Annotated in this window: 15 protein-coding genes; 4 read left to right on the top strand and 11 right to left on the bottom strand. The window is 75.8% G+C overall.

Features of this window, described 5'->3' with window-relative positions:
* Positions 1-81 precede the first annotated feature (81 nt).
* The 4 genes from CAE01nite_RS11630 to CAE01nite_RS11615 form a co-directional block, all read right to left on the bottom strand.
* Positions 82-288, bottom strand: a complete 207-nt coding sequence (locus tag CAE01nite_RS11630; protein ID WP_146904489.1) for a hypothetical protein — start codon at positions 286-288, stop codon at positions 82-84.
* Complete coding sequence (locus CAE01nite_RS11625; RefSeq protein WP_146904486.1) at positions 285-5,069, bottom strand: PDDEXK-like endonuclease domain-containing protein; 4,785 nt, start codon at positions 5,067-5,069, stop codon at positions 285-287. Before CAE01nite_RS11625 ends, CAE01nite_RS11630 begins: the two co-directional genes overlap by 4 nt.
* 466 nt (positions 5,070-5,535) lie before the next feature.
* Complete coding sequence (locus CAE01nite_RS11620) at positions 5,536-6,108, bottom strand: DUF3995 domain-containing protein (RefSeq protein WP_186816563.1); 573 nt, start codon at positions 6,106-6,108, stop codon at positions 5,536-5,538.
* A gap of 35 nt (positions 6,109-6,143) precedes the next feature.
* Positions 6,144-6,659 (bottom strand): DUF2809 domain-containing protein, encoded by a 516-nt coding sequence (locus CAE01nite_RS11615; RefSeq protein WP_186816562.1) that lies wholly within the window; start codon positions 6,657-6,659, stop codon positions 6,144-6,146.
* A 173-nt stretch (positions 6,660-6,832) separates the two neighbouring features.
* Here CAE01nite_RS11615 and CAE01nite_RS11610 point away from each other — a divergent pair, with 173 nt between their 5' ends.
* Complete coding sequence (locus tag CAE01nite_RS11610) at positions 6,833-7,243, top strand: PPOX class F420-dependent oxidoreductase (protein WP_146904477.1); 411 nt, start codon at positions 6,833-6,835, stop codon at positions 7,241-7,243.
* Positions 7,244-7,301: 58 nt separating this feature from the next.
* Here CAE01nite_RS11610 and CAE01nite_RS11605 read toward each other — a convergent pair whose 3' ends face one another.
* The 6 genes from CAE01nite_RS11605 to CAE01nite_RS11580 all read right to left on the bottom strand — a co-directional run bounded on the left by CAE01nite_RS11605 (position 7,302) and on the right by CAE01nite_RS11580 (position 14,389).
* Positions 7,302-8,957: an ABC transporter ATP-binding protein gene (locus CAE01nite_RS11605; protein ID WP_246131159.1), complete on the bottom strand. Its 1,656-nt coding sequence runs from the start codon at positions 8,955-8,957 to the stop codon at positions 7,302-7,304.
* Positions 8,954-9,964: an ABC transporter permease gene (locus tag CAE01nite_RS11600; RefSeq protein ID WP_146904475.1), complete on the bottom strand. Its 1,011-nt coding sequence runs from the start codon at positions 9,962-9,964 to the stop codon at positions 8,954-8,956. Before CAE01nite_RS11600 ends, CAE01nite_RS11605 begins: the two co-directional genes overlap by 4 nt.
* A complete protein-coding gene (locus CAE01nite_RS11595) occupies positions 9,961-10,920 on the bottom strand; it encodes an ABC transporter permease (RefSeq protein ID WP_246131158.1) in 960 nt (319 codons plus the stop codon). The genes CAE01nite_RS11600 and CAE01nite_RS11595 overlap by 4 nt, the downstream gene beginning before the upstream one ends.
* Before the next feature lie 4 nt (positions 10,921-10,924).
* Positions 10,925-12,499 carry an ABC transporter substrate-binding protein gene (locus CAE01nite_RS11590; RefSeq protein ID WP_246131157.1) on the bottom strand — a complete coding sequence of 525 codons (1,575 nt, stop codon included), beginning with the start codon at positions 12,497-12,499 and terminating at the stop codon, positions 10,925-10,927.
* A 241-nt stretch (positions 12,500-12,740) separates the two neighbouring features.
* On the bottom strand, positions 12,741-13,322 hold the full coding sequence (locus CAE01nite_RS11585) for a helix-turn-helix domain-containing protein (RefSeq protein WP_146904472.1): 582 nt from the start codon (positions 13,320-13,322) through the stop codon (positions 12,741-12,743).
* A gap of 176 nt (positions 13,323-13,498) precedes the next feature.
* A complete protein-coding gene (locus CAE01nite_RS11580; RefSeq protein ID WP_146904469.1) occupies positions 13,499-14,389 on the bottom strand; it encodes a DUF1028 domain-containing protein in 891 nt (296 codons plus the stop codon).
* Between the two features lie 264 nt (positions 14,390-14,653).
* On the opposite strand from CAE01nite_RS11580, the gene CAE01nite_RS11575 reads away from it, so the two are divergent.
* A complete protein-coding gene (locus CAE01nite_RS11575; RefSeq protein ID WP_146904466.1) occupies positions 14,654-14,863 on the top strand; it encodes a DUF1918 domain-containing protein in 210 nt (69 codons plus the stop codon).
* Positions 14,864-14,953: 90 nt separating this feature from the next.
* Here CAE01nite_RS11575 and CAE01nite_RS11570 read toward each other — a convergent pair whose 3' ends face one another.
* Positions 14,954-15,166, bottom strand: coding sequence for a carbonic anhydrase (locus CAE01nite_RS11570; RefSeq protein ID WP_281285597.1), 213 nt, complete (start codon positions 15,164-15,166; stop codon positions 14,954-14,956).
* A 304-nt stretch (positions 15,167-15,470) separates the two neighbouring features.
* On the opposite strand from CAE01nite_RS11570, the gene CAE01nite_RS11565 reads away from it, so the two are divergent.
* Together CAE01nite_RS11565 and rlmC are read left to right on the top strand one after the other, a co-directional pair.
* Positions 15,471-16,640, top strand: coding sequence for a S8 family peptidase (locus CAE01nite_RS11565; RefSeq protein ID WP_146904463.1), 1,170 nt, complete (start codon positions 15,471-15,473; stop codon positions 16,638-16,640).
* Between the two features lie 134 nt (positions 16,641-16,774).
* Positions 16,775-17,950: a 23S rRNA (uracil(747)-C(5))-methyltransferase RlmC gene (rlmC, locus tag CAE01nite_RS11560; RefSeq protein ID WP_146904460.1), complete on the top strand. Its 1,176-nt coding sequence runs from the start codon at positions 16,775-16,777 to the stop codon at positions 17,948-17,950.
* Positions 17,951-18,011: the final 61 nt, after the last annotated feature.

The raw sequence follows: 18,011 nt of genomic DNA, 5'->3' as shown, positions 1-18,011 counted from the left end.
ACGCTGACTCGCGCACCCCGCTGGCTCGGGCACCAGGCCGCCCGGCCGTGCCAATGCCCGGCGCAGCGCCGCAACGGCCGGTCACCAGTGCGGGGGGACGTCCCGGCGCAGTCGCTCGTCGTTGCTGTCCAGGCCCGCCGCATCGGGCTGCCACCCCACGTCGGTGTCGTCGGCGCTGCGCAGGTCGACCGACGGGTCCGGGGCACCCGCGCCCTGGCGGACGGCGCGGCGGGGTCGCCGGATCGGGGCGGCACCCGGGCCGGGCGGCGGGGCGGCCGGCTCGGTCACCGCAGGGCCCGACGCACGGCGCCGGCCACGGCCGCGTCGACCCGGACACCGCGCCGGGTCAGGCCGAGCTCGGCCCGCAGGGCCGCGTCGAGCTGCGCCTCGGCGCGGGGGACGCCGTCCGACATGATCCAGGTCGCCACCTCGTCGAGCTGGTCGTCCCCGTAGGCGGTGATCGGCAGGCCGGCGGGCACGGCGGGACGCGGCCGCGGCCGCACGGGCAGCCTCGGCTGATCGACGAACGGCCGGGCCGGTGTCGCGCGGATGGAGGGCATCACCGCACGCCCGCGCCGGGTCGACGGTCGCGCGGGCGCGGGCGCCGGCGCGGCCGGCTCCGACACGTCCGGCTCAGGCCTGTCCGCGCGACCGGCCGGGGCCGGTCGGACGTCGCCGGTCGCGTCCGCGCTGGACGGCGGCTCCACGTCGCGGGTCGGTGCGCCGGTCCCCTGGTCCGGGCGCGGTCCGGTCGGCTCCGCCGGCGGGAGCTCCACCGGAGGCAGCACGATCGGAGGCAGGTCGACGGGCGGGGCCGCGACCCGGGCCTCGGTGGGCGGTAGTGGGTGCGGCGTCGGCACCGGGTCCGGCGTCGGCAGCGGCGTCGAGCCCGGCGTCGGCACCGGCGCCGGGCGGGGCAGCGTCCGCGGGACGGGCTCCGACCCGAGAGCGGGTTCCGGTTCCGGCTCGACCTCCGGCTCCGGTGCGACCGCCAACTCCGACACGGGCTCCGACCCGAGGACGGGCACCGACCCCGCAGCTGACTCCGGCTCGGTCTCGGACTGCGGCGGCACCGGCGGAGCGCCCTGCGCCGTGCGCACCGGCGCAGTCGCCGTCGGCACGCGCTCGGTCACCGGCCCAGCCTCCGCAGCGTCGACCACGGGCGCCGGCACGGCGTGACCGAGGTCCCCGTCCACGTCGTCGGCGAGCTGCAGCGGCTCCGGCGGCGCGGTCGGCCGCTCGGCGAGGCACGCCAGGACGGCACGCTCGATCGCCTCGGCCTCGGCCTGCGGGTCGAGGAACGCCGCGGCGGACCACACCTGGACCACGCGCCAGCCGAGCCGCTCCAGGCGCTGGGGGACCTGACGGTCCCGGACGCGCACGCTGGGCTCGGCGACGTAGGCCTCGTCGTCGGTCAGGACGGCGACGAGCATCTCGTCGGGCAGGTCGGGGTGCCCGACCGCGAGCGGGATCCGCGCCCCGCCGGCGACGCCGTACTCGACCTGCACGACCAGCCCGGCACGCCACAGGCGCTCGGCGAGGTCGGTGACGAGCCGGTCACGCGTGCCGGGCTCCCCCGCCACGGCCGGCCGGCGCGCCACCTCCACCTCCGGGGCGCGGCCGCGCTCGGCGGCGAACCCGAGCAGGTCGCCGAGCAGGCGCGCACCGGGCCCGCGCAGCCGCTCGGGGTCCAGGTCCTCCAGGGCGAAGCAACTGACCACCGTCAGGCGGTGGCGGATGGCGCCGAGGGCGTCGAGCAGCAGGGCCTCGCCCCCCGGACCGCTCAGCGGCCCGAAGCGGTGCAGCACCCGCCCGTGCGGCGTGCGGCCGTACCCGAGCGACAGGATGACCGCCTCCCGCCGCAGGCCGGCGACACCGGCCAGGTCGGTGGAGACGAACGGCTCGGCCCGTCGGGCGTCGAAGAACGCGGCGAGCGCGGGGTTGTCGCGGACTTCGCCGAGCACGGCCTCGCGGACCCGCGCGGCGTGCACGGACGACGGGGTGATGACGGCGAGCGACTCCTCGGGCCGGGTCAGCGCGTGCGTGATGACCAGCTCGACGACGTGCTCGACCTCCTCGCGGGTCGACTCCACCGCGCCGGTGCCCGGGTCGGGCATGCCGGACCCGGGCACCACGTCCAGGTGCACGAGCGGTGCGGCGTGCGGCAGCGGCGTCGCCTCCAGCACGCCCGCGTACCCGTGGTCGGCGAGGAACGCGGTGAGGTAGGGGTCGCGCCGGGTCGCCGAGGCCCGCAGCGCCACCCGGGGCAGCACCTCGGCCAGCTCGCGCACCGCCGTCCCGGACGCGCACCGCGGGTCGCCGACGACGACGACCTGGCGCCCGCGGGCGATCGCGGACAGCAGCAGCTCCAGCGGCAGGTGCTGGACCGCGTCGAGCACGACGAGGTCCACCGTGCGGGTCGCGGGGAGCAGCTGCGGCACGAGCATCGGCGAGGCGGTCACCACGGGCCGCAGCCGCCGGACCAGGTCGGGGTAGCGCTCGGTCACCTCGCGCAGGCTGGTCAGCCGCTCCTCGTTGAGCTCGCCGAACAGCGCACGGGCCCGCTCGCGGTGCCCGAGGAGGGTGTCGCCGACCTGCCGCGCGACACTGGCGCGCACGGGGCCGGACAGGCTGGCCACGTGCTCGAGGTCCAGCCGGCGGAACTCGGCGGCGAGCCCGGTCAGCGCGGCGCCGTCGTAGCCGGCGAGCGCGGGGTCGCCGCGCAGCAGCTCCTCGAACACGCTGCTCCACCAGGCCAGCTCCAGCTCGGCGCCGACCAGGCCCGGCGCGACCCGGCGGTGCGCGAGGTCCTGCAGCAGCGGGTCCAGGCCCGCCCCGCGCAGCGCCCGCAGGGCCGCGGTCCGCTCGGGCAGCGTCTCCAGCGCGCGGCGGTCGACCAGCAGCCGCCGCAGCCGCTCGACGAGGTCGGCGAACGACACCGCGGCCAGCGCGCCGCCGGCGGGGGTGCTGGCCAGCACCCGGGCGACGTGCTCGACGTCGTCCTGCACGACCGCGTACTCGGCCTCGATGTCGGCCAGACCGTCCGGCAGCCGGGGCCAGCCACCGGCCGGGCAGTGCGCCTGCCAGATCTCCCGCTGCTCCTGGACGTCGACCAGGGCGGCGTGCAGGTCGGCCACCGGGCGACCGGGCCGGACCATGTCCTTGGCCTGCTTGCGCAGCCGGCGCCGGTGCACCCCGCTCATCGTCACGCCGTGCTCGGCGCGCCAGGCGCGGCCCGCGGTGGCGGCGACCAGGTCGGCGGCGGAGCGCTCGAAGATCATCGGCTGGAACACGTCCAGCGCACCGCGGATCCCGGCCAGCATGCGCAGCTGCTCGCCCCAGCCGGCGACCGTGGTCGCGGGTGTGAGCCCGGTGGACACGGCGACGTCGCGGGCGCGCTCCACCACACCGGGCAGGCCGGTGCTCAGCAGCCGCTCGATCCGCACCATCGTGTCCTGCGCGGCCGCGTCGGTGGTCAGGTCGGCGTCGAACCACGGGGTGTCGACCGGTCGGAGGCTGAACGCGCCGAGCCGCGCGGCCCGGCCCAGGTCGGCGGCGTGGCGCTCGCGGTCGCGAGGGCGGGTCAGGGACCCGACCACCTCCGACGCCAGGCGCACGGTGGTCTGCGGCGCGGGCCGGGCGGACGTGAGCCGCGCCAGTGCCTGCAGCGCGTCGTACGGCGAGACGTCCCAGGGCCGGCGCGCCTCGTGCAGCGCCGTGACGTAGCGGCGCAGCCGGTCGCGGTGGTCGACGAGCTCGCGCCGGACGGTCGCCACGTGCGCGCCGTCGACCGGCGCGTCCTGCAGGGTCATCGCCGTGAGCAGCCGGCGTGCCGCCGCGGCGCGCCAGCCTGGCTCCGGGGCGACGTCGAGCAGGAGGTCGTCCACGCCGAGCTCGCTCATCCGGGCGCCCAGCGCCGCGGCGGCCCGCCGGTGACCGGGGACGTACAGCACGCTGCGTCCGCTGGCGGCGGCGTCGGCGACGACGGCGGCGACCGTCCCGCGCACGTCGCAGCCGGCCGGGGCGTCGATGAACAGGTGGGCGCCGAGCGCGAGCACGTCGAGGACGTGCTGCTGCGCGGGGTCCAGGTCCCCGACCCCACGCTCGTGGTCCGGGTGGCGGTCGCCGGCGACCGGGTCGGGCAGGTCCCGGGCCACCGCGGACCGCGCCGCCTCGTCCCCGGCGAGGGCGGCGATGACCTCGTGGTGGTCGAGCGTGGCGGACTGCTGGTCGAGGTCCTCGACGAGCACCTGGCCGGGGTGCACGAAGGTGCCGACCAGGAGGCGCTCGCTGAGCCGGAAGTCCTCGAGCACCGCGGCCCCGAGTGCGGCGAGCCGGTCCAGGGCGGGGCGCGGGTCGAAGCCCGAGGCGGTGAACGCCCCTCGGGCGAGCGCGGCCGGGTCGAGCAGCGCGCCGCGGGCGCGCAGCGCGCGGGCCAGCACCGGATTGACCTCTAGCGACGGCTCCAGCGCGAGCTCGTAGTCGCTCTCGCCGCTGCCCCGGGCCCGCAGCGACACGGGCCGGACCAGGACCGGCGCGCGGACCGTGCGCGGGCCACGGTCGACGACCGCGTCCTGCGGCGGCACCCAGGCGTCGTCGTGCGGCTCGTCGTCGGGGTGGACCGGGCCGTCGTGCGGCCGGGGGCGGGTGACGGCGGCGAGCGCGGCGACGTCGTCGGTGGCGACGTCGGGCGAGGTCCGCTCGGTCCAGCTCGCGACCCCGATCGACAGGTACGTGGGGGCGATGCCGTAGCGCTGCGCGTACTCGTCCGCGCGGGAGCCGACCGCCCGGGCGCGCCGCTTGGCAGCGGACAGCGCCCCGCCCTCGCGGACGAGGTTGGACAACCGGGTGTCGCGCCCGGCGAAGAGCTGGGCGATCCCGGACGGGTGCGCGGCGGACAGGTCCAGCGGGCCGTCGCCGAGGAGGTCCACCTCGGCGAGGGTCGAGCCGCCGGCGGCCTCCACGAGGGCGGCCCGCCACGTGGCCACGGCGGACTCGACGAGCTCGGACGTGGACGGCGGCTCCACGACGACGGGCTGGGCGCCGGTCTCGGGGGTCTGCGGGGCCACGTCGGGTCCCGTGCCTGAGGGGCGCGCGGGAACGGTCACCCGGCAACGCTACCCGCCGTGCCGACCGGGCCGGGCGCCCCGCGCCGTGGCACCCACGGGCGGCCGCCGTCCCGGCCCGAGGCCGTCCGCCGACCCGGACGGGGGTCGTCGGTCGCCCGCGCCGGAGTGGGGAGTCGCGGTGGGCGGAGAGGCGCAGGGACCACCCGGAGGAGGTCGAGCGGGCGAGCCTGGAGGGGTTCGCACGGACATCCGCTGAGGGGGGGGCCGGCCGCCGTCCGGGGGCGGACCCACCGGGTCCGGATGCAAGACAGTGCGCACCGCGCAGGGGGCAGGCGGTGCGCACTGTCAGGGACGAGTCTGCAACCCGGCTCCCACCGGGTCAAACCTTTCCCCCTACACGATCGGGTGATCGCGTGTGGTGCCACCCAGATGGAGCAATGGTGAACGTCCGGTGACGGTGGGCCGACTACCGGGCGTCCGGCTCCCGCGAGGCGAGCAGCGCCACCGTGGCCGCCAGCCCCCAGAGCAGGAACCACGGGTCCCACAGGTAGGCGTTCCACGCCACGGCCCGCAGGTCGGCGCCCGCCGCGGCGTCGACCACCCCGGTGGTCACCAGGAGCCCGCTGACCGTCATGACGGTGCCGTACCCGGTGAGGGACGCGGCGGCGACCCACGCGAGCGCGCGCACGACCCGACGACGGGCCGACGGGTAGCCGGTCGACCCGTCGGGGCTCAGCGCCCAGCCCGGCAGCATGGCCGCCACGACCTTGAGGGCCACCACGGCGACGACCGCGACGAGTGCGAGCGGTGTGCTCTCCTGCGCGACGCGCTCCGCGGCGCCGCCGACGGTGTCCAGCAGGACCGTGCCGCCGAGCCCCCACCCCAGGCTCAGCGCGGCGGACCCCAGCCCGAGCACGGACGCCGCGGCAGCCGCCACCTCGGCGACGCGGGTGCGGGTGGCGGGGGTCGCGGGGACCGCCGCTCCCTCGAGGGCGACGGCGGACGAGTTGCGGGGCACTCGCACGGCGGTGTTCGTCATGCGTCGATCGTGGCGGAGCGCCGGTGCCGGGCACATCAGTAATCTCCCCGACGTGACCCTGACCCCGGTCCACCCGTGGGCGGACGCGGGGTCACCGCGCGTCCTCCTCCGGGCGCAGCGCCGCCGAGCTGCGTGGTCCCGACGCCGCGGCCGCGGGCCGCCACCCCGGCCGCGACCGCCCCCACGGCGTAGGCGACGAGGTCCGAGGGCGTGAACGTGGTGCCCAGCACGTACCGGGCGGGCGCCCAGGCAGCGGTCGCGGCCGCCGGCAGCCCGGTGAGCTGCGCGAGCTCGATCCCCCAGCAGACGGTGATCGCGGTGAGCGTGACGGCGGGCGCACCCCACCGCGGCAGGACGAGCGCCAGCAGGACCCAGACCAGCGCCGCGTACAGGGCGTCCCCCAGCGCGTCCGCGAGCGGTCCCGACCCCGCCGTCGACACCGCGAGGCCCACGGCCACGAGCACGGCACCGGACACCAGCAGGCGACGTCGGCCTTGCCCGCGGGCGGCGGGCGTCGCGGCGGTCGCGGCGGGCACAGAGGCAGGGGCCATGGCGAGCATCCAAGCGGCAGCACGTGACCGGGCGGTCGCGCGCCTGTGCACGCGCCACGCACGGATGGTGAAGGAGTCGCGACCCGCCGGCTCGGTCACCGGTCGCAGCCGGGCACAGGACGGTGGTAGAGAACGAGGTCGCAGGCCCGTCCGACCACCCCCTGGAGGATCCCGTGCCCGTCCCCCCGCTGCCCGCCGACCTCGTCGAGCTGCTCTCCCGTCCCCTGCCCGCGGTGATGGCGACCCTCGCCGCGGACGGGCGCCCGGTCACCGTGGCCACCTGGTACCTCCTGGAGCCGGACGGCACGGTGCTGCTCAACCTGGACGCCGGCCGCGCCCGTCTCAAGCACCTGCGCCGCGACCCGCGGGTGTCGCTCACGGCGCTCGCGGAGGGCGACTGGTACACCCACGTCAGCGTGCAGGGACGCGTGGTGTCGATCACCGACGACGTCGACCTGGCCGACATCGACCGGCTGTCGCGCCACTACCTCGGGCAGGACTACGGCACCCGGGACCGGGCCAGGGTCAGCGCCCGGGTCGAGATCGAGAAGTGGCACGGCTGGGGCGCCGCGGCCCAGGACTGAACCTGTCCGGGAACGACCCGCACGCCGCCAGGCCCGGGGCCGCCCGTCCTGCCCCGCGTCACCCCGCCTGTGCGGCGCGTGGCCGGACCGGCGGGACGGCGTCGAGCAGGGCACGCGTGTACTCCTCGCGCGGGTCCGCGAAGAGGTCGGCCGCCGGCCGGTGCTCGACGGTGCGCCCGCCGCGCAGAACCAGGACGTCGTGGCTCATCCGCTGCACGACGCCCAGATCGTGCGCGATGAACAGGTAGGTCAGCCCGAGCTCGGCCTGCAGGCGCAGCAGCAGCTCGAGCACCCGGGCCTGGATCGACACGTCCAGGGATGCGGTGGACTCGTCGAGGATCACCAGGTCCGGCTCCAGGGCCAGCGCACGGGCGATCGACACCCGCTGGCGCTGCCCGCCGGAGAGCTCGTGCGGGTACCGGTCGACGTAGTCGCCGGAGAGGTCCACGAGCTCGAGCAGCTCGGCGATGCGCGCGCGCTCGGCGGCACCGGACGCGGTGAGCCGGTGCACGCGCAGCGGCTCGGCGATCGACGTGCCGATCGTGGAGCGTCCGTTGAGCGAGGAGAACGGGTCCTGGAAGACCATCGCCACGCGGCGGCGCAGCCGGCGACCGGACGCGCCGCGCCCGGCCAGCAGGTCCTCGCCGTCGAGCCGGGCGGCACCGGCCCGCGGCCTGACCAGCCCGGTCAGCGCACCGGCGATCGTCGACTTCCCGGACCCGGACTCCCCCACGACGCCCAGGGTGCGCCCGCGTCGGACGGTGAACGACACGTCGTCGACCGCGTGCACCACCGACCGCCCGGTGGGGCCGGTCACGGCGAACCGGACGTCGAGGCTCTCGACCGTCAGGAGCGCAGCGCCGGACGCGTCCGCCGGCGGCGGCGCGGACTGCCCGAGCAGGGGACGCGCGTCCAGGAGCTGACGCGTGTAGGCGTGCCGGGGCGCGTCGAAGACCCCCAGCACGGGCTGCTGCTCGACGGCCTCGCCCTGCCGCAGGACGGTGACGTCGTCGGCCACCTGCCCGATGAGGCCGAGGTCGTGGCTGATCCACACCACCGCCGTGCCGCGCTCCTGCTGCAGCGCGCGGACGAGCTCGACGATCTGCGCCTGCGTGGTGACGTCCAGCGCGGTGGTCGGCTCGTCGGCGATGAGCAGGGTCGGGTCGCACGCCAGCGCGATGGCGATCATCACCCGCTGGCGCTGCCCGCCCGAGAGCTGGTGCGGGTAGCCGTCAAGCCGCCGCTCGGGGTCCGGGATGCCGACCGCGGTGAGCAGGTCCAGGGCACGGGTGCGCGCGGCCCGGCGCGTCATGCCGCGGTGGGTCTCCAGGCTCTCGCTGATCTGCCGCTCGAGGGTCAGCACCGGGTTGAGGGACGTGCTCGGGTCCTGGAACACGAACCCGACCCGGTCGCCGTGCACGCGGCGCAGCGTCCGCTCGGCGGCTCCGATGAGCTGGGTCGGGGCGCCCCCGTCGGTCCCGGTGATCAGGCTGGACCCGGTCACCCGCGCACCCGGTGCGTCGAGCAGCCCGGTGGCGGCCAGCACGGTCATGGACTTCCCCGACCCGGACTCCCCCACGATCCCCAGGGTCTGCCCCGGCCGGACGTCGAAGGAGACGCCCCGGACGATCTCCCGTCCGCCGATGCTCACCCGCAGGTCCGCGACCGACAGCACCGCCCCGTTCGCCGGCACGACCGCCGGCGTGCCGGTCACGCCGCACCCCCGGTGCGGGCGGCACGACGGCGCCCGGGGACACGCGTGCTGCGGCGGGCCTGCAGCAGCGTGCGCTGGCGGGGGTCGAGCACGTCGCGGATCCCGTCGCCGATGAGGTTGAACGCCAGCACGCTGACGAAGATCGCGAGCCCGGGAAACACGCTCATCCACCAGGCCAGCCCGAGGAAGCCCTGCGCGTCGAACAGCATCCGGCCCCAGGAGGGCTCGGGCGGCTGGACCCCCAGGCCGAGGAAGGACAGCGCCGCCTCGGACAGGATGGCGAACGCCACCGACAGCGACGTCTGGACGATCACCGGTCCGCTGACGCCGGGCAGGACGTGCCTGCGCAGGATGTAGCCGCTCGGCGTGCCCATCGTCTGCGACACCTGCACGAACGGCTCGACCCGGACCGAGAGCGCGGACGCGCGGGCGACCCGGGCGAAGATCGGGGTGTAGACGATGCCGATGGCCAGGATGGTCGTCGTCGTGCCGGGGCCCAGGACGGCGATGATCGCCAGCGCCAGGAGCAGGACCGGGAACGCGAACATCACGTCGACGACGCGCATGAGGACGGTGTCGAGCCACCCGCCGCGGTAGCCGGCGACCACGCCCACCCCGACACCCACCACCAGCGCGAACGCCACGGACACGAACGCGACCCGCAGCGACACCTGGGTCGCTACCAGCACCCGGGAGAACACGTCGCGGCCGAGGTCGTCGGTGCCGAACCAGTGCGCGCCGCTGGGCGGCTGCAGGGCGTTGGCCACGTCGACGGCGTTGATCCCGTACGGCGCGACCCACCGGCCGACCAGGCCGACGACGAGCACGACGAGCAGGACGAGCGCGGCGGCGACGGACACGGGGTTGTCCCGGAACAGCCGCCACGCCCCGGCCCGCGGCGGCGCGTTGCCCGCGAGCCCCACCGTCGCGGCGAAGAGGGCGGATCCGGCGCCAGGGCCCACGGCCGACCCGGCGGCGGACCCGGCGGTGGGGTCGACCTGGGTCATGAGAGCCGGATCCGCGGGTCGACGACGGAGTACAGGGCGTCCACCACGAGGTTGACGAGCAGGAACATCACGGCCATGAGCAGCACGGCTCCCTGGATGAGCGGGTAGTCGCGCGCGGCGACGGCGTCATAGGTGAGGCGGCCCAGTCCCGGCCAGGCGAAGACCACCTCGACGACGATGACGCCACCGAGGATGGTGGCGAGCTGGATCCCGGTGATCGTGAGGATGGGGATCAGCGCGTTGCGGACCACGTGCCGGCCGGTGACCACGCTCGCCGGCAGCCCCTTGGACCGCGCGGTGCGCACGTACCCGGCGTGGGACACCTCGAGCACGGCGGTGCGCACGTACCGGGTCATGATCGCGGCGGCGACGAGCCCGACGGTCAGTGCCGGCAGCGCGACGCGGCGCGCCCACTGGACCGGGTCCTCGGCGATGGGGACGTAGCCCGACGACGGCAGCCATCCCAGCCCGGACGCGACCACGGTGATCAGCAGCATCCCGAGCCAGAAGTCCGGGACGGAGACCCCGGCCTGGCTGACGACGCGCACGACGGCGTCCGACACGCGTCCCTCGTGCAGGCCGGACCAGATCCCGGCGGGCAGCGCCACGACCAGCGCGATGACCACGCCGACGAGTGCGAGGGAGACTGTCGCCGGCAGCCGCTCGAGGAGCGTGCCGGCGACCGCCTCCCCGGTACGGAAGCTCACCCCGAGGTCCCCGGTCAGCGCGTTGCCGACGTAGGAGAGGAACTGCTCGAGCAGCGGGCGGTCCAGACCGCTCGCTGCCCGCAGCGCGTCGTAGGCCTCCTGCGTGTACCGCGTGCCCAACGCGATGCGCACCGGGTCCCCCGGGACGAGCTGGACGAGCGCGAACACGACGACCATGACGCCGAGCAGCACGACGGCGGAGTGCGCCACGCGCCGGCCCAGGAACCGGGCGATGCTGCCGGCGGTCACGGGGTCACTCGGCCAGGGTCACGTCGCGGAACCGGATGGCCCGGTCGCTGCGCGCCGTGTAGCCCTCGAGCTGCGGGCTCCACGCCTGGATGACCGACGGGTTGTAGAGGTAGATGTAGCTGGCCTCGTCCGCGATCGTCGTCGCAGCCTGGGCGTAGAGGTCCTTGCGGGCGGCGGTGTCGGTCTCGGTGCGCGCCGCGTCCAGCAGCCGGTCGACCTCGGGGTTGGCGTACCCCTGGTAGTTGGACCCGCCGGTGGAGTGGTGCTGGGCGTAGTAGAAGTCGTCCGGGTCGATGTTGCCCAGCCAGCTCAGCATGAAGGCGTCGAAGTTGCCCTCGCCCTGCTCGGCCAGCCAGGTGGCGAAGTCCACCGTGCGGATGTTCACCGTGATGCCCAGCGGAGCGAGGTTGTCGGCGATGATCTGCGCCGCCGTCACCGTCTCGGGGTACTCCGAGGTCGCCAGGAAGTCGACGGTCGCCGAGGTGACCCCGGCCTCGGCGAGCAGGCCCTTGGCCCTGTCGACGTCGGTGGAGTACTGGTCGTACTCGGTGAACCAGGACGACTCCTGCGGGATCGCCAGCTGGTTGGGGGTGGCGGTGCCGAAGCTGACCGCCTGGATGATCGCCTCGCGGTCGATCGCGTAGGCCACGGCCTGCCGGGCACGCACGTCGTCCCACGGCTCGCGCTTCTCGTTCAGCGCCACGTACCAGTAGTCGTTGGACGGCACGACGCCGGTCTCGACGGCCTCGTCGCCCTGGATCTGCTCCAGCTGCTGCACCGGGACGGAGTCGGTCCAGTCGATCTCGCCGCCCTGCAGCGCCGCGATCGCCGTCGCCCCCTCGGAGATGAACGTGTAGGTGACGCCGCCGATCTCCGGCGCACCGCCCCAGTAGTCGGGGTTGGCGACCAGGTCGATCGACTCCCCCGACGTGTAGTCGGCCACCGAGAACGGTCCGGTGCCGACCGGTGCCGTGGTGATGTCACCGGACTCGACGTTCGCCTGCTCGACGATGGCCAGGCCCTTGAACCCACCCAGGCTCGACAGGAGATTCGGGCTCGGCTGGCTGACCGTGATCTCGACCGTCCGGTCGTCGACCGCCGTGATGTCCTCGACGGCGCCGAACCGCCAGGACGGGGACAGCTCCTCGTCGACGATCCGGTCGAAGGAGTAGACGACGTCGTCGGCGGTGAACTCGCTGCCGTCGTGGAAGGTGACGTCGTCGCGCAGGTGGAAGGTCCACGTCAGGCCGTCGTCGCTGGTCTCCCAGGACTCCGCGAGCGCGGGCTGCATGTCGAGGTTCTCGTCCGGCTCGACGAGCGTGTCGAAGACGTTCTCGAGCACCTGGAAGGAGAAGTAGGACGACGTCTTGTTGGGGTCGAGCTGGTCCGGCTCGCCGCCGATCGCCGCGCGCAGCACGGGGCCGGACGCCTCGGCGCCCGCACCGGACGCGCCGTCGCCGCCGCCGTCGAGGTCGACGTCCTCGCCGCCGCCCGAGCACGCCGTGAGGAGCAGGAGGCCGGCGGTCGCGCCGGCGAGGACTCGGGTCTGACGCAGGGTCTGACGCATGGTCTGACGCATGGTGGCTCCGGGGGTCGGGACGGTCGTCCGAGGGGACTGCGGCGGGTCGTGCGGCGGGTCGTCCGAGCCGGGAGCGGTCTGCACCGGCGGAGCCGGTCCGGCTGCGATCAGCGGACTGATCGTTGCGTCACTTTGTAGCGCGGCAGCGGGTGCCGGGGAAGCCGACAGGCGTGTCGCAACACCATCGCAACATGCGCGGCGTCGCCGGGCAGGGACCCCGGCCGCGCCAGGCCCCACGGCCCTAGGCCTCCAGCGGGGTGACCGACCCGAGGACGACCGTGACGTCGTGGTGCGCGTTGGCCCACCAGTGCGGCGTCGAGCAGCCGTAGGTCATCGCGTCGCCCGGCTCAAGCTCCACCCGCCGCTCCCCGTGCACGACGAGCAGGCGGCCGCTCTCGACCAGGACGGATTCCGTGCCGAGGTGGCGGAACGGACGTCCCTCGTTGCTGAAGCCGACCGGCAGCGTGCTGCGGATGACCTGGAGGTGGGACTGCATGCGCGGGCTGAGCAGCTCGCGCACCGGGGACCCGCCGCCGGCGGTCCCGGGCAGCCGGTGCCGCTCCCCGGCGCGCACGACCATCTCGTCCCCGCCCACGCCCGAGAGCAGCTTGGGCAGTGTCACCTCGAGGGCGCGCGCGAGGCGGTGCATGGAGCCGAGGCCGGGGTTGCCCAGCCCGCGCTCGAGCTGGCTGATGAGGCCGAAGCTGACGCCGGACCGCTTGCTCAGCTCCTGGACGGACAGCCCCTGACGCTGTCGCTCGACCTTGACGGCGGCGCCGAGCGCGGCCACCTGGAGGCGCGTCTCGTCGTCGGCCTCGGGCACGTGGGCGAGCCTATCGGCGCTGGTGGGGCACCCGGCCGCGGGCACCGGGAGCGAACGGGACCGCCCCCGGCACGGCGACCGGCACGGGTTCGGCCGGGTTCTGCGGCACCGCCTCCGCGGAGGGCAGCCGGAGGGAGGCCGGCGGGCGGCCCGCCGGCCCGGTCGGGGACGTGCGGTCAGGGCGCCCCGGCCACGACCCCGCGCACCTGCCCGCGCAGCTCGTCGAGCAGGCGCCGGTCCACCGCCTCAGGGAGCACCCGGTGCTCGAGGTTCTCGGTCCGGGCCCAGGCGGCCAGCCGGTCGGGCAGCGGGTCCGGGTCCCGGGTCGGGCCTCGGCTCGGACCCCGGTCGGGGACGAGCACCGCAGGCAGGGCCGCGAGCAGCGCCTCCACCTCGGCGGCCGTCTCCCCGCGCAGCGGCAGGGCGGAGTCGGGGTCGGGCTCGCCGACGAGGGTCTCGTGCCGGCCCAGCAGCCGGGTCAGCTCCGCGACCGGCGCCGGGTGGTCGTCGACGCGCAGGTCGACGCGCGCCGGCGTGCGCAGGTGCACCACCCCCTCGCCGGCCGCCACGACCAGCGCGGCGCTCTGCCGGCCGCGGCGGTCACCGCCCGCCGCGTCGCCGGCGGCCAGCCCGGCCAGCAGCCGGCGCGCCAGGGTGCCGGTGGTCGCCTCGAACGCCGTCGTCATCGCGACCAGGACGTCGGCGCCGGTCAACAGGTTGCCGACGGCGACGCACGAGTCCCCGACGACGTGCCCGGCCACGGCCGAGCAGCCCCGTCCCGTCCACGCCGCGGGGGCGCCGCTGGCCGCGACCACGGCCACCTGACGCAGGTCGCGCCCGGGGTCGTCCGCGACGAGCAGCTCCACCGTGCGCACCGCCGTCCGGCCGTCCCGCAGCATCGCCAGCCCCGCCTCGCGGTACAGGACGTTGGTGTGGGCCTGGGTGACCAGCGCGCCGACGCCCGCCGCCACGGCCGGGACCGTCGCACCGACCGCCAGGTACTTCGACGCCGTGGCCGCACCGAACGTGCGCCCGTCGTCGTCGCGCGCCACGAGGGAGAAGGTCACGCTGCACCTTTCGGGCCGATGCCCCGCGGATCGCGCGGAGCAGCCTGGGACGCGCGAGCGGCTCGTCGGCCGGTCGCGCCGCGGTGTCCCATCATGGCCGAGCGTCGCCGCCGCGGTGACCCGGAGCGCGGGGCGGGCGGCGGCACGGGGGCGCGCCCGGCAGCGTTGACGACGGCCGAGTGACGGGTGCAGCGTGAGGACGAGCGGCGCCGGCCGCCCCTGGCGGCGCCCTCACACCGCGGGTCGAGACAGAGGAGCACCGCCATGCGCGCCGCCGTGGGAGACCGCCTGCACGTCCACAGCCGTTCCGTCGGGTCGACGCCTCAGGTCGCCGAGGTCATCGACGTCCAGGGCGCCGACGGCGGCCCGCCGTTCCGGGTGCGCTACCCCGACGGCCACGAGTCCGTCGTGTTCCCCGGTCCGGACTGCACGGTCGAGCACCTGCAGGACGCGCCGCACTCCGCCACGTCGTAGCCCGGAACGGGCGCTCGGGCGCGCCTGACGTCAGCCGGCATCGACCTCCTCCGGCGGCCCGTCGCGACATCGAACGAACCCCCGCGCGGCCTATGAGGCGTCGGCGGTCAAGGTCGGCATCCCGCAGCCGGTGTGGTGCACGAGCACGACCTCGCGGGTGCCCGGCAGTCGCTCGGAGAGCGTCAGGGAGCGCACGACGTCGTCCGTGACCACGCCGCCCACGGTGCGGACGACGTGCGCCTCGCCCTTGTTCAGGCCCAGCACGCGGTAGGCGTCCAGGCGTGCGTCCGTGCACGCGACCACCGCGACGCGCCGCGACGGCGGCAGGCAGCGGCCCGGGGAAGGCCTCGGCGTACGCCGCGTCGGCGGTGAGGAGCTCGTCGATCACGGACACGAGAGCCCTTGGTCAACCGGAGCAGGCGCCGGGAGAGCCCCGGCGACCCGGGAGCCGGTCACCGCACGAGAGTCGGGTGCTCGCAGCCGTCGCTGTCACACCGCACTGTCACTGATGTCATACCCTTCATGTCCCGAGTGCCCGCCGACGCGCGCCCGGATGCTCGCTCCCCACCGCCCCCGGTGCCACGGCACCCGACCCGAGGTGACACCCATGAACCGGACCTCCCCCCTCCGCCGCCGGACGAGCACCCCGCCCTGGGTCGCCGTCGCCGCGGCGGGCCTGCTCGCCGTCGGCGTCGTGCCCGCCGCTCAGGCCGCCCCTGCCGAGCGCACCGCGGTGATCGTCCAGCTCCGGCCGGGCTCCGACGCCGCCGCCGTCTCCCGCGGGGCCGCCGGGCCGACCGGCACGGTCTCGCACGTCTTCGGTCACGCCGTGGTCGGGTTCGCGGCGACGCTGCCGCAGCCGGCCATCGACGCGCTGCGCCGCAACCCGCGCGTCGTCGCGGTCGAGCCGGACGCCACCGTGCAGCTGTCCGGCACCCAGGCGCCCACCCCGAGCTGGGGCCTGGACCGCGTCGACCAGACCGCGCTGCCCCTGAACGGCTCGTACACCTGGACCACCGACGGCGCCGGGGTCAGCGCCTACGTCATCGACACCGGCATCCGGGCCGACCACACCGACCTGACCGGACGGGTCCGTGCCGGGTACACCGCCGTCGCCGACGGCACGGGGACGTCCGACTGCAACGGTCACGGGACCCACGTCGCGGGCACGCTCGGCGGCACGACGTACGGGGTGGCCAAGCGCGCCACCCTCGTCCCGGTCCGCGTGCTGGACTGCGCCGGGTCCGGCTCGTACTCGCAGGTCATCGCGGGGCTGGACTGGGCGGCGCAGCACCACCAGGCCGGGACGCCCGCCGTGGCGAACCTCAGCCTCGGCGGCCCGGTCAGCGCCGTGCTCGACCAGGCGGTCCAGGGCCTGATCGCCGACGGCGTCTCCGTCGCCGTGGCGGCCGGGAACTCCCACGTCGACGCCTGCCGGACGTCGCCCGCACGCGTGGGCGGGGCGCTCACGGTGGGCGCCACGACGTCGTCCGACGCCCGCGCCTCCTACTCCAACTACGGCGCCTGCCTGGACCTGTTCGCCCCCGGGTCCGCCATCACGTCCGCCTGGTCCACCTCGGCCTCGAGCGTCTCCACGATCTCGGGCACGTCCATGGCCTCGCCCCACGTCGCCGGGGCCGCCGCCGTGCTGCTGTCCCGGGACCCGGGTCTGACTCCCGCCGCCGTGGCGTACTCGTTGGTCACCTCGGCCACCAAGGACGTCGTCACCGGCGCCGGCTCGCGGAGCCCGAACCGCCTGCTGCACGCGGGACGCTGACGGTGGTCCGTGGGCCCGGTCGTCGTCGTGCGACCGGGCCCGCGGGGCCGCGTGACGGGTGCCGTCGGCGGTGGTCACGGGAGTGACCACCGCCACCCCCGGCGGACGGGCACCCGCACGTACCCTGGACGGTGATGCAGTGCTCCTACTTCGACGCTGGCCGGTGCCGCTCGTGCACCCTCATGGGGCAGCCCTACGAGGACCAGCTCGCCGGCAAGGAGCGCCACTGCCGCCACCTGCTCGCCGACCACCCAGGCCTGACCTGGCTGCCGTCGGTCCCCAGCCGTGAGTCCGGCTACCGCAACAAGGCCAAGATGGTCGTCGGCGGGACGGTGGAGTCCCCGACCCTCGGCATCCTGGACCCGCGGGGCACCGGGATCGACCTGCGCGCCTGCGGCATCACGAGCCCCGGGCTGCAGGCCGCCATGCCGGCGCTGGCCTCGTTCGTCACCCGGGCGTCCCTGACGCCGTACAGCGTGCCCACCCGGCGCGGCGAGCTGAAGAACCTGCTGGTCACCGAGTCGCCCGACGGCGAGCTCATGCTGCGGTTCGTCCTGCGCTCCCAGGAGCCGGTCGCGCGGATCCGCAAGCACCTGCCGTCCCTGCTCGCGGAGCTGCCCACACTGCGGGTCGTGTCGGCCAACATCCTCCCGGAGCACAGGGCGGTCCTCGAGGGCGAGCACGAGATCGTCCTGACCGACGCCGAGACGCTGACGATGCGCGTCAACGGGCTGGACCTGCACCTGCGACCGCAGAGCTTCTTCCAGACGAACACCGACATCGCGGCGGCGCTCTACCGCCAGGCGCAGCACTGGGTCGAGGACCTCGCACCGGCCTCGGTGTGGGACCTGTACTGCGGCGTCGGCGGGTTCGCGCTGCACTGCGCCGGCGGTGGGGCCGGACGAGCGGACGGCGAGGGTGCCGGTGGCGGTGCCGGCGCCGGTGCCGCGCGCGCGGTCACGGGGATCGAGGTGAGCGCTGAGGCCGTCGCGAGCGCCCGGCTTAGCGCCCGTGACGCCGGCCTCGACGCGCGCTTCGAGGCCGGCGACGCCACCGCCTTCGCGCTCGCCTCGGACACCGCGCCGGACCTGGTGATCGTCAACCCGCCGCGGCGCGGGATCGGGGCCGAGCTGAGCGGGTGGCTCGAGGCGTCGTCCGTCCGGCACGTCGTCTACTCGAGCTGCAACGCCGTCTCCCTCGCCCGCGACCTGGCGGCGATGCCGTCCCTGCGGCCGGTGACCGGGCGGGTGCTCGACATGTTCCCGCAGACCACCCACTACGAGGCGATGGTCCTGCTCGAGCGGGTGTGACCCGCCCGCGCGCTCCTCACCTCCATCCCCGCCGAGTGCGACGTCCTGGACCGTTCGCCCG

The sequence above is a fragment of the Cellulomonas aerilata genome, from assembly GCF_007991755.1.
Classification (GTDB): Bacteria; Actinomycetota; Actinomycetes; order Actinomycetales; family Cellulomonadaceae; genus Pengzhenrongella; species Pengzhenrongella aerilata.
Note: the sequence above shows the minus strand (reverse complement) of the source record. Positions and strands in the feature narration are given on the sequence as shown.

What these genes read in the sequence shown, in the direction of transcription:
- CAE01nite_RS11620 (WP_186816563.1), bottom strand. Translation starts at nt 6,108, where the DNA reads ATGACGAACACCGCCGTGCGAGTGCCCCGCAACTCGTCCGCCGTCGCC.
- CAE01nite_RS11615 (WP_186816562.1), bottom strand. Translation starts at nt 6,659, where the DNA reads ATGGCCCCTGCCTCTGTGCCCGCCGCGACCGCCGCGACGCCCGCCGCC.
- CAE01nite_RS11600 (WP_146904475.1), bottom strand. Translation starts at nt 9,964, where the DNA reads ATGACCCAGGTCGACCCCACCGCCGGGTCCGCCGCCGGGTCGGCCGTG.
- CAE01nite_RS11590 (WP_246131157.1), bottom strand. Translation starts at nt 12,499, where the DNA reads ATGCGTCAGACCATGCGTCAGACCCTGCGTCAGACCCGAGTCCTCGCC.
- CAE01nite_RS11575 (WP_146904466.1), top strand. Translation starts at nt 14,654, where the DNA reads ATGCGCGCCGCCGTGGGAGACCGCCTGCACGTCCACAGCCGTTCCGTC.
- CAE01nite_RS11565 (WP_146904463.1), top strand. Translation starts at nt 15,471, where the DNA reads ATGAACCGGACCTCCCCCCTCCGCCGCCGGACGAGCACCCCGCCCTGG.
- rlmC (WP_146904460.1), top strand. Translation starts at nt 16,775, where the DNA reads ATGCAGTGCTCCTACTTCGACGCTGGCCGGTGCCGCTCGTGCACCCTC.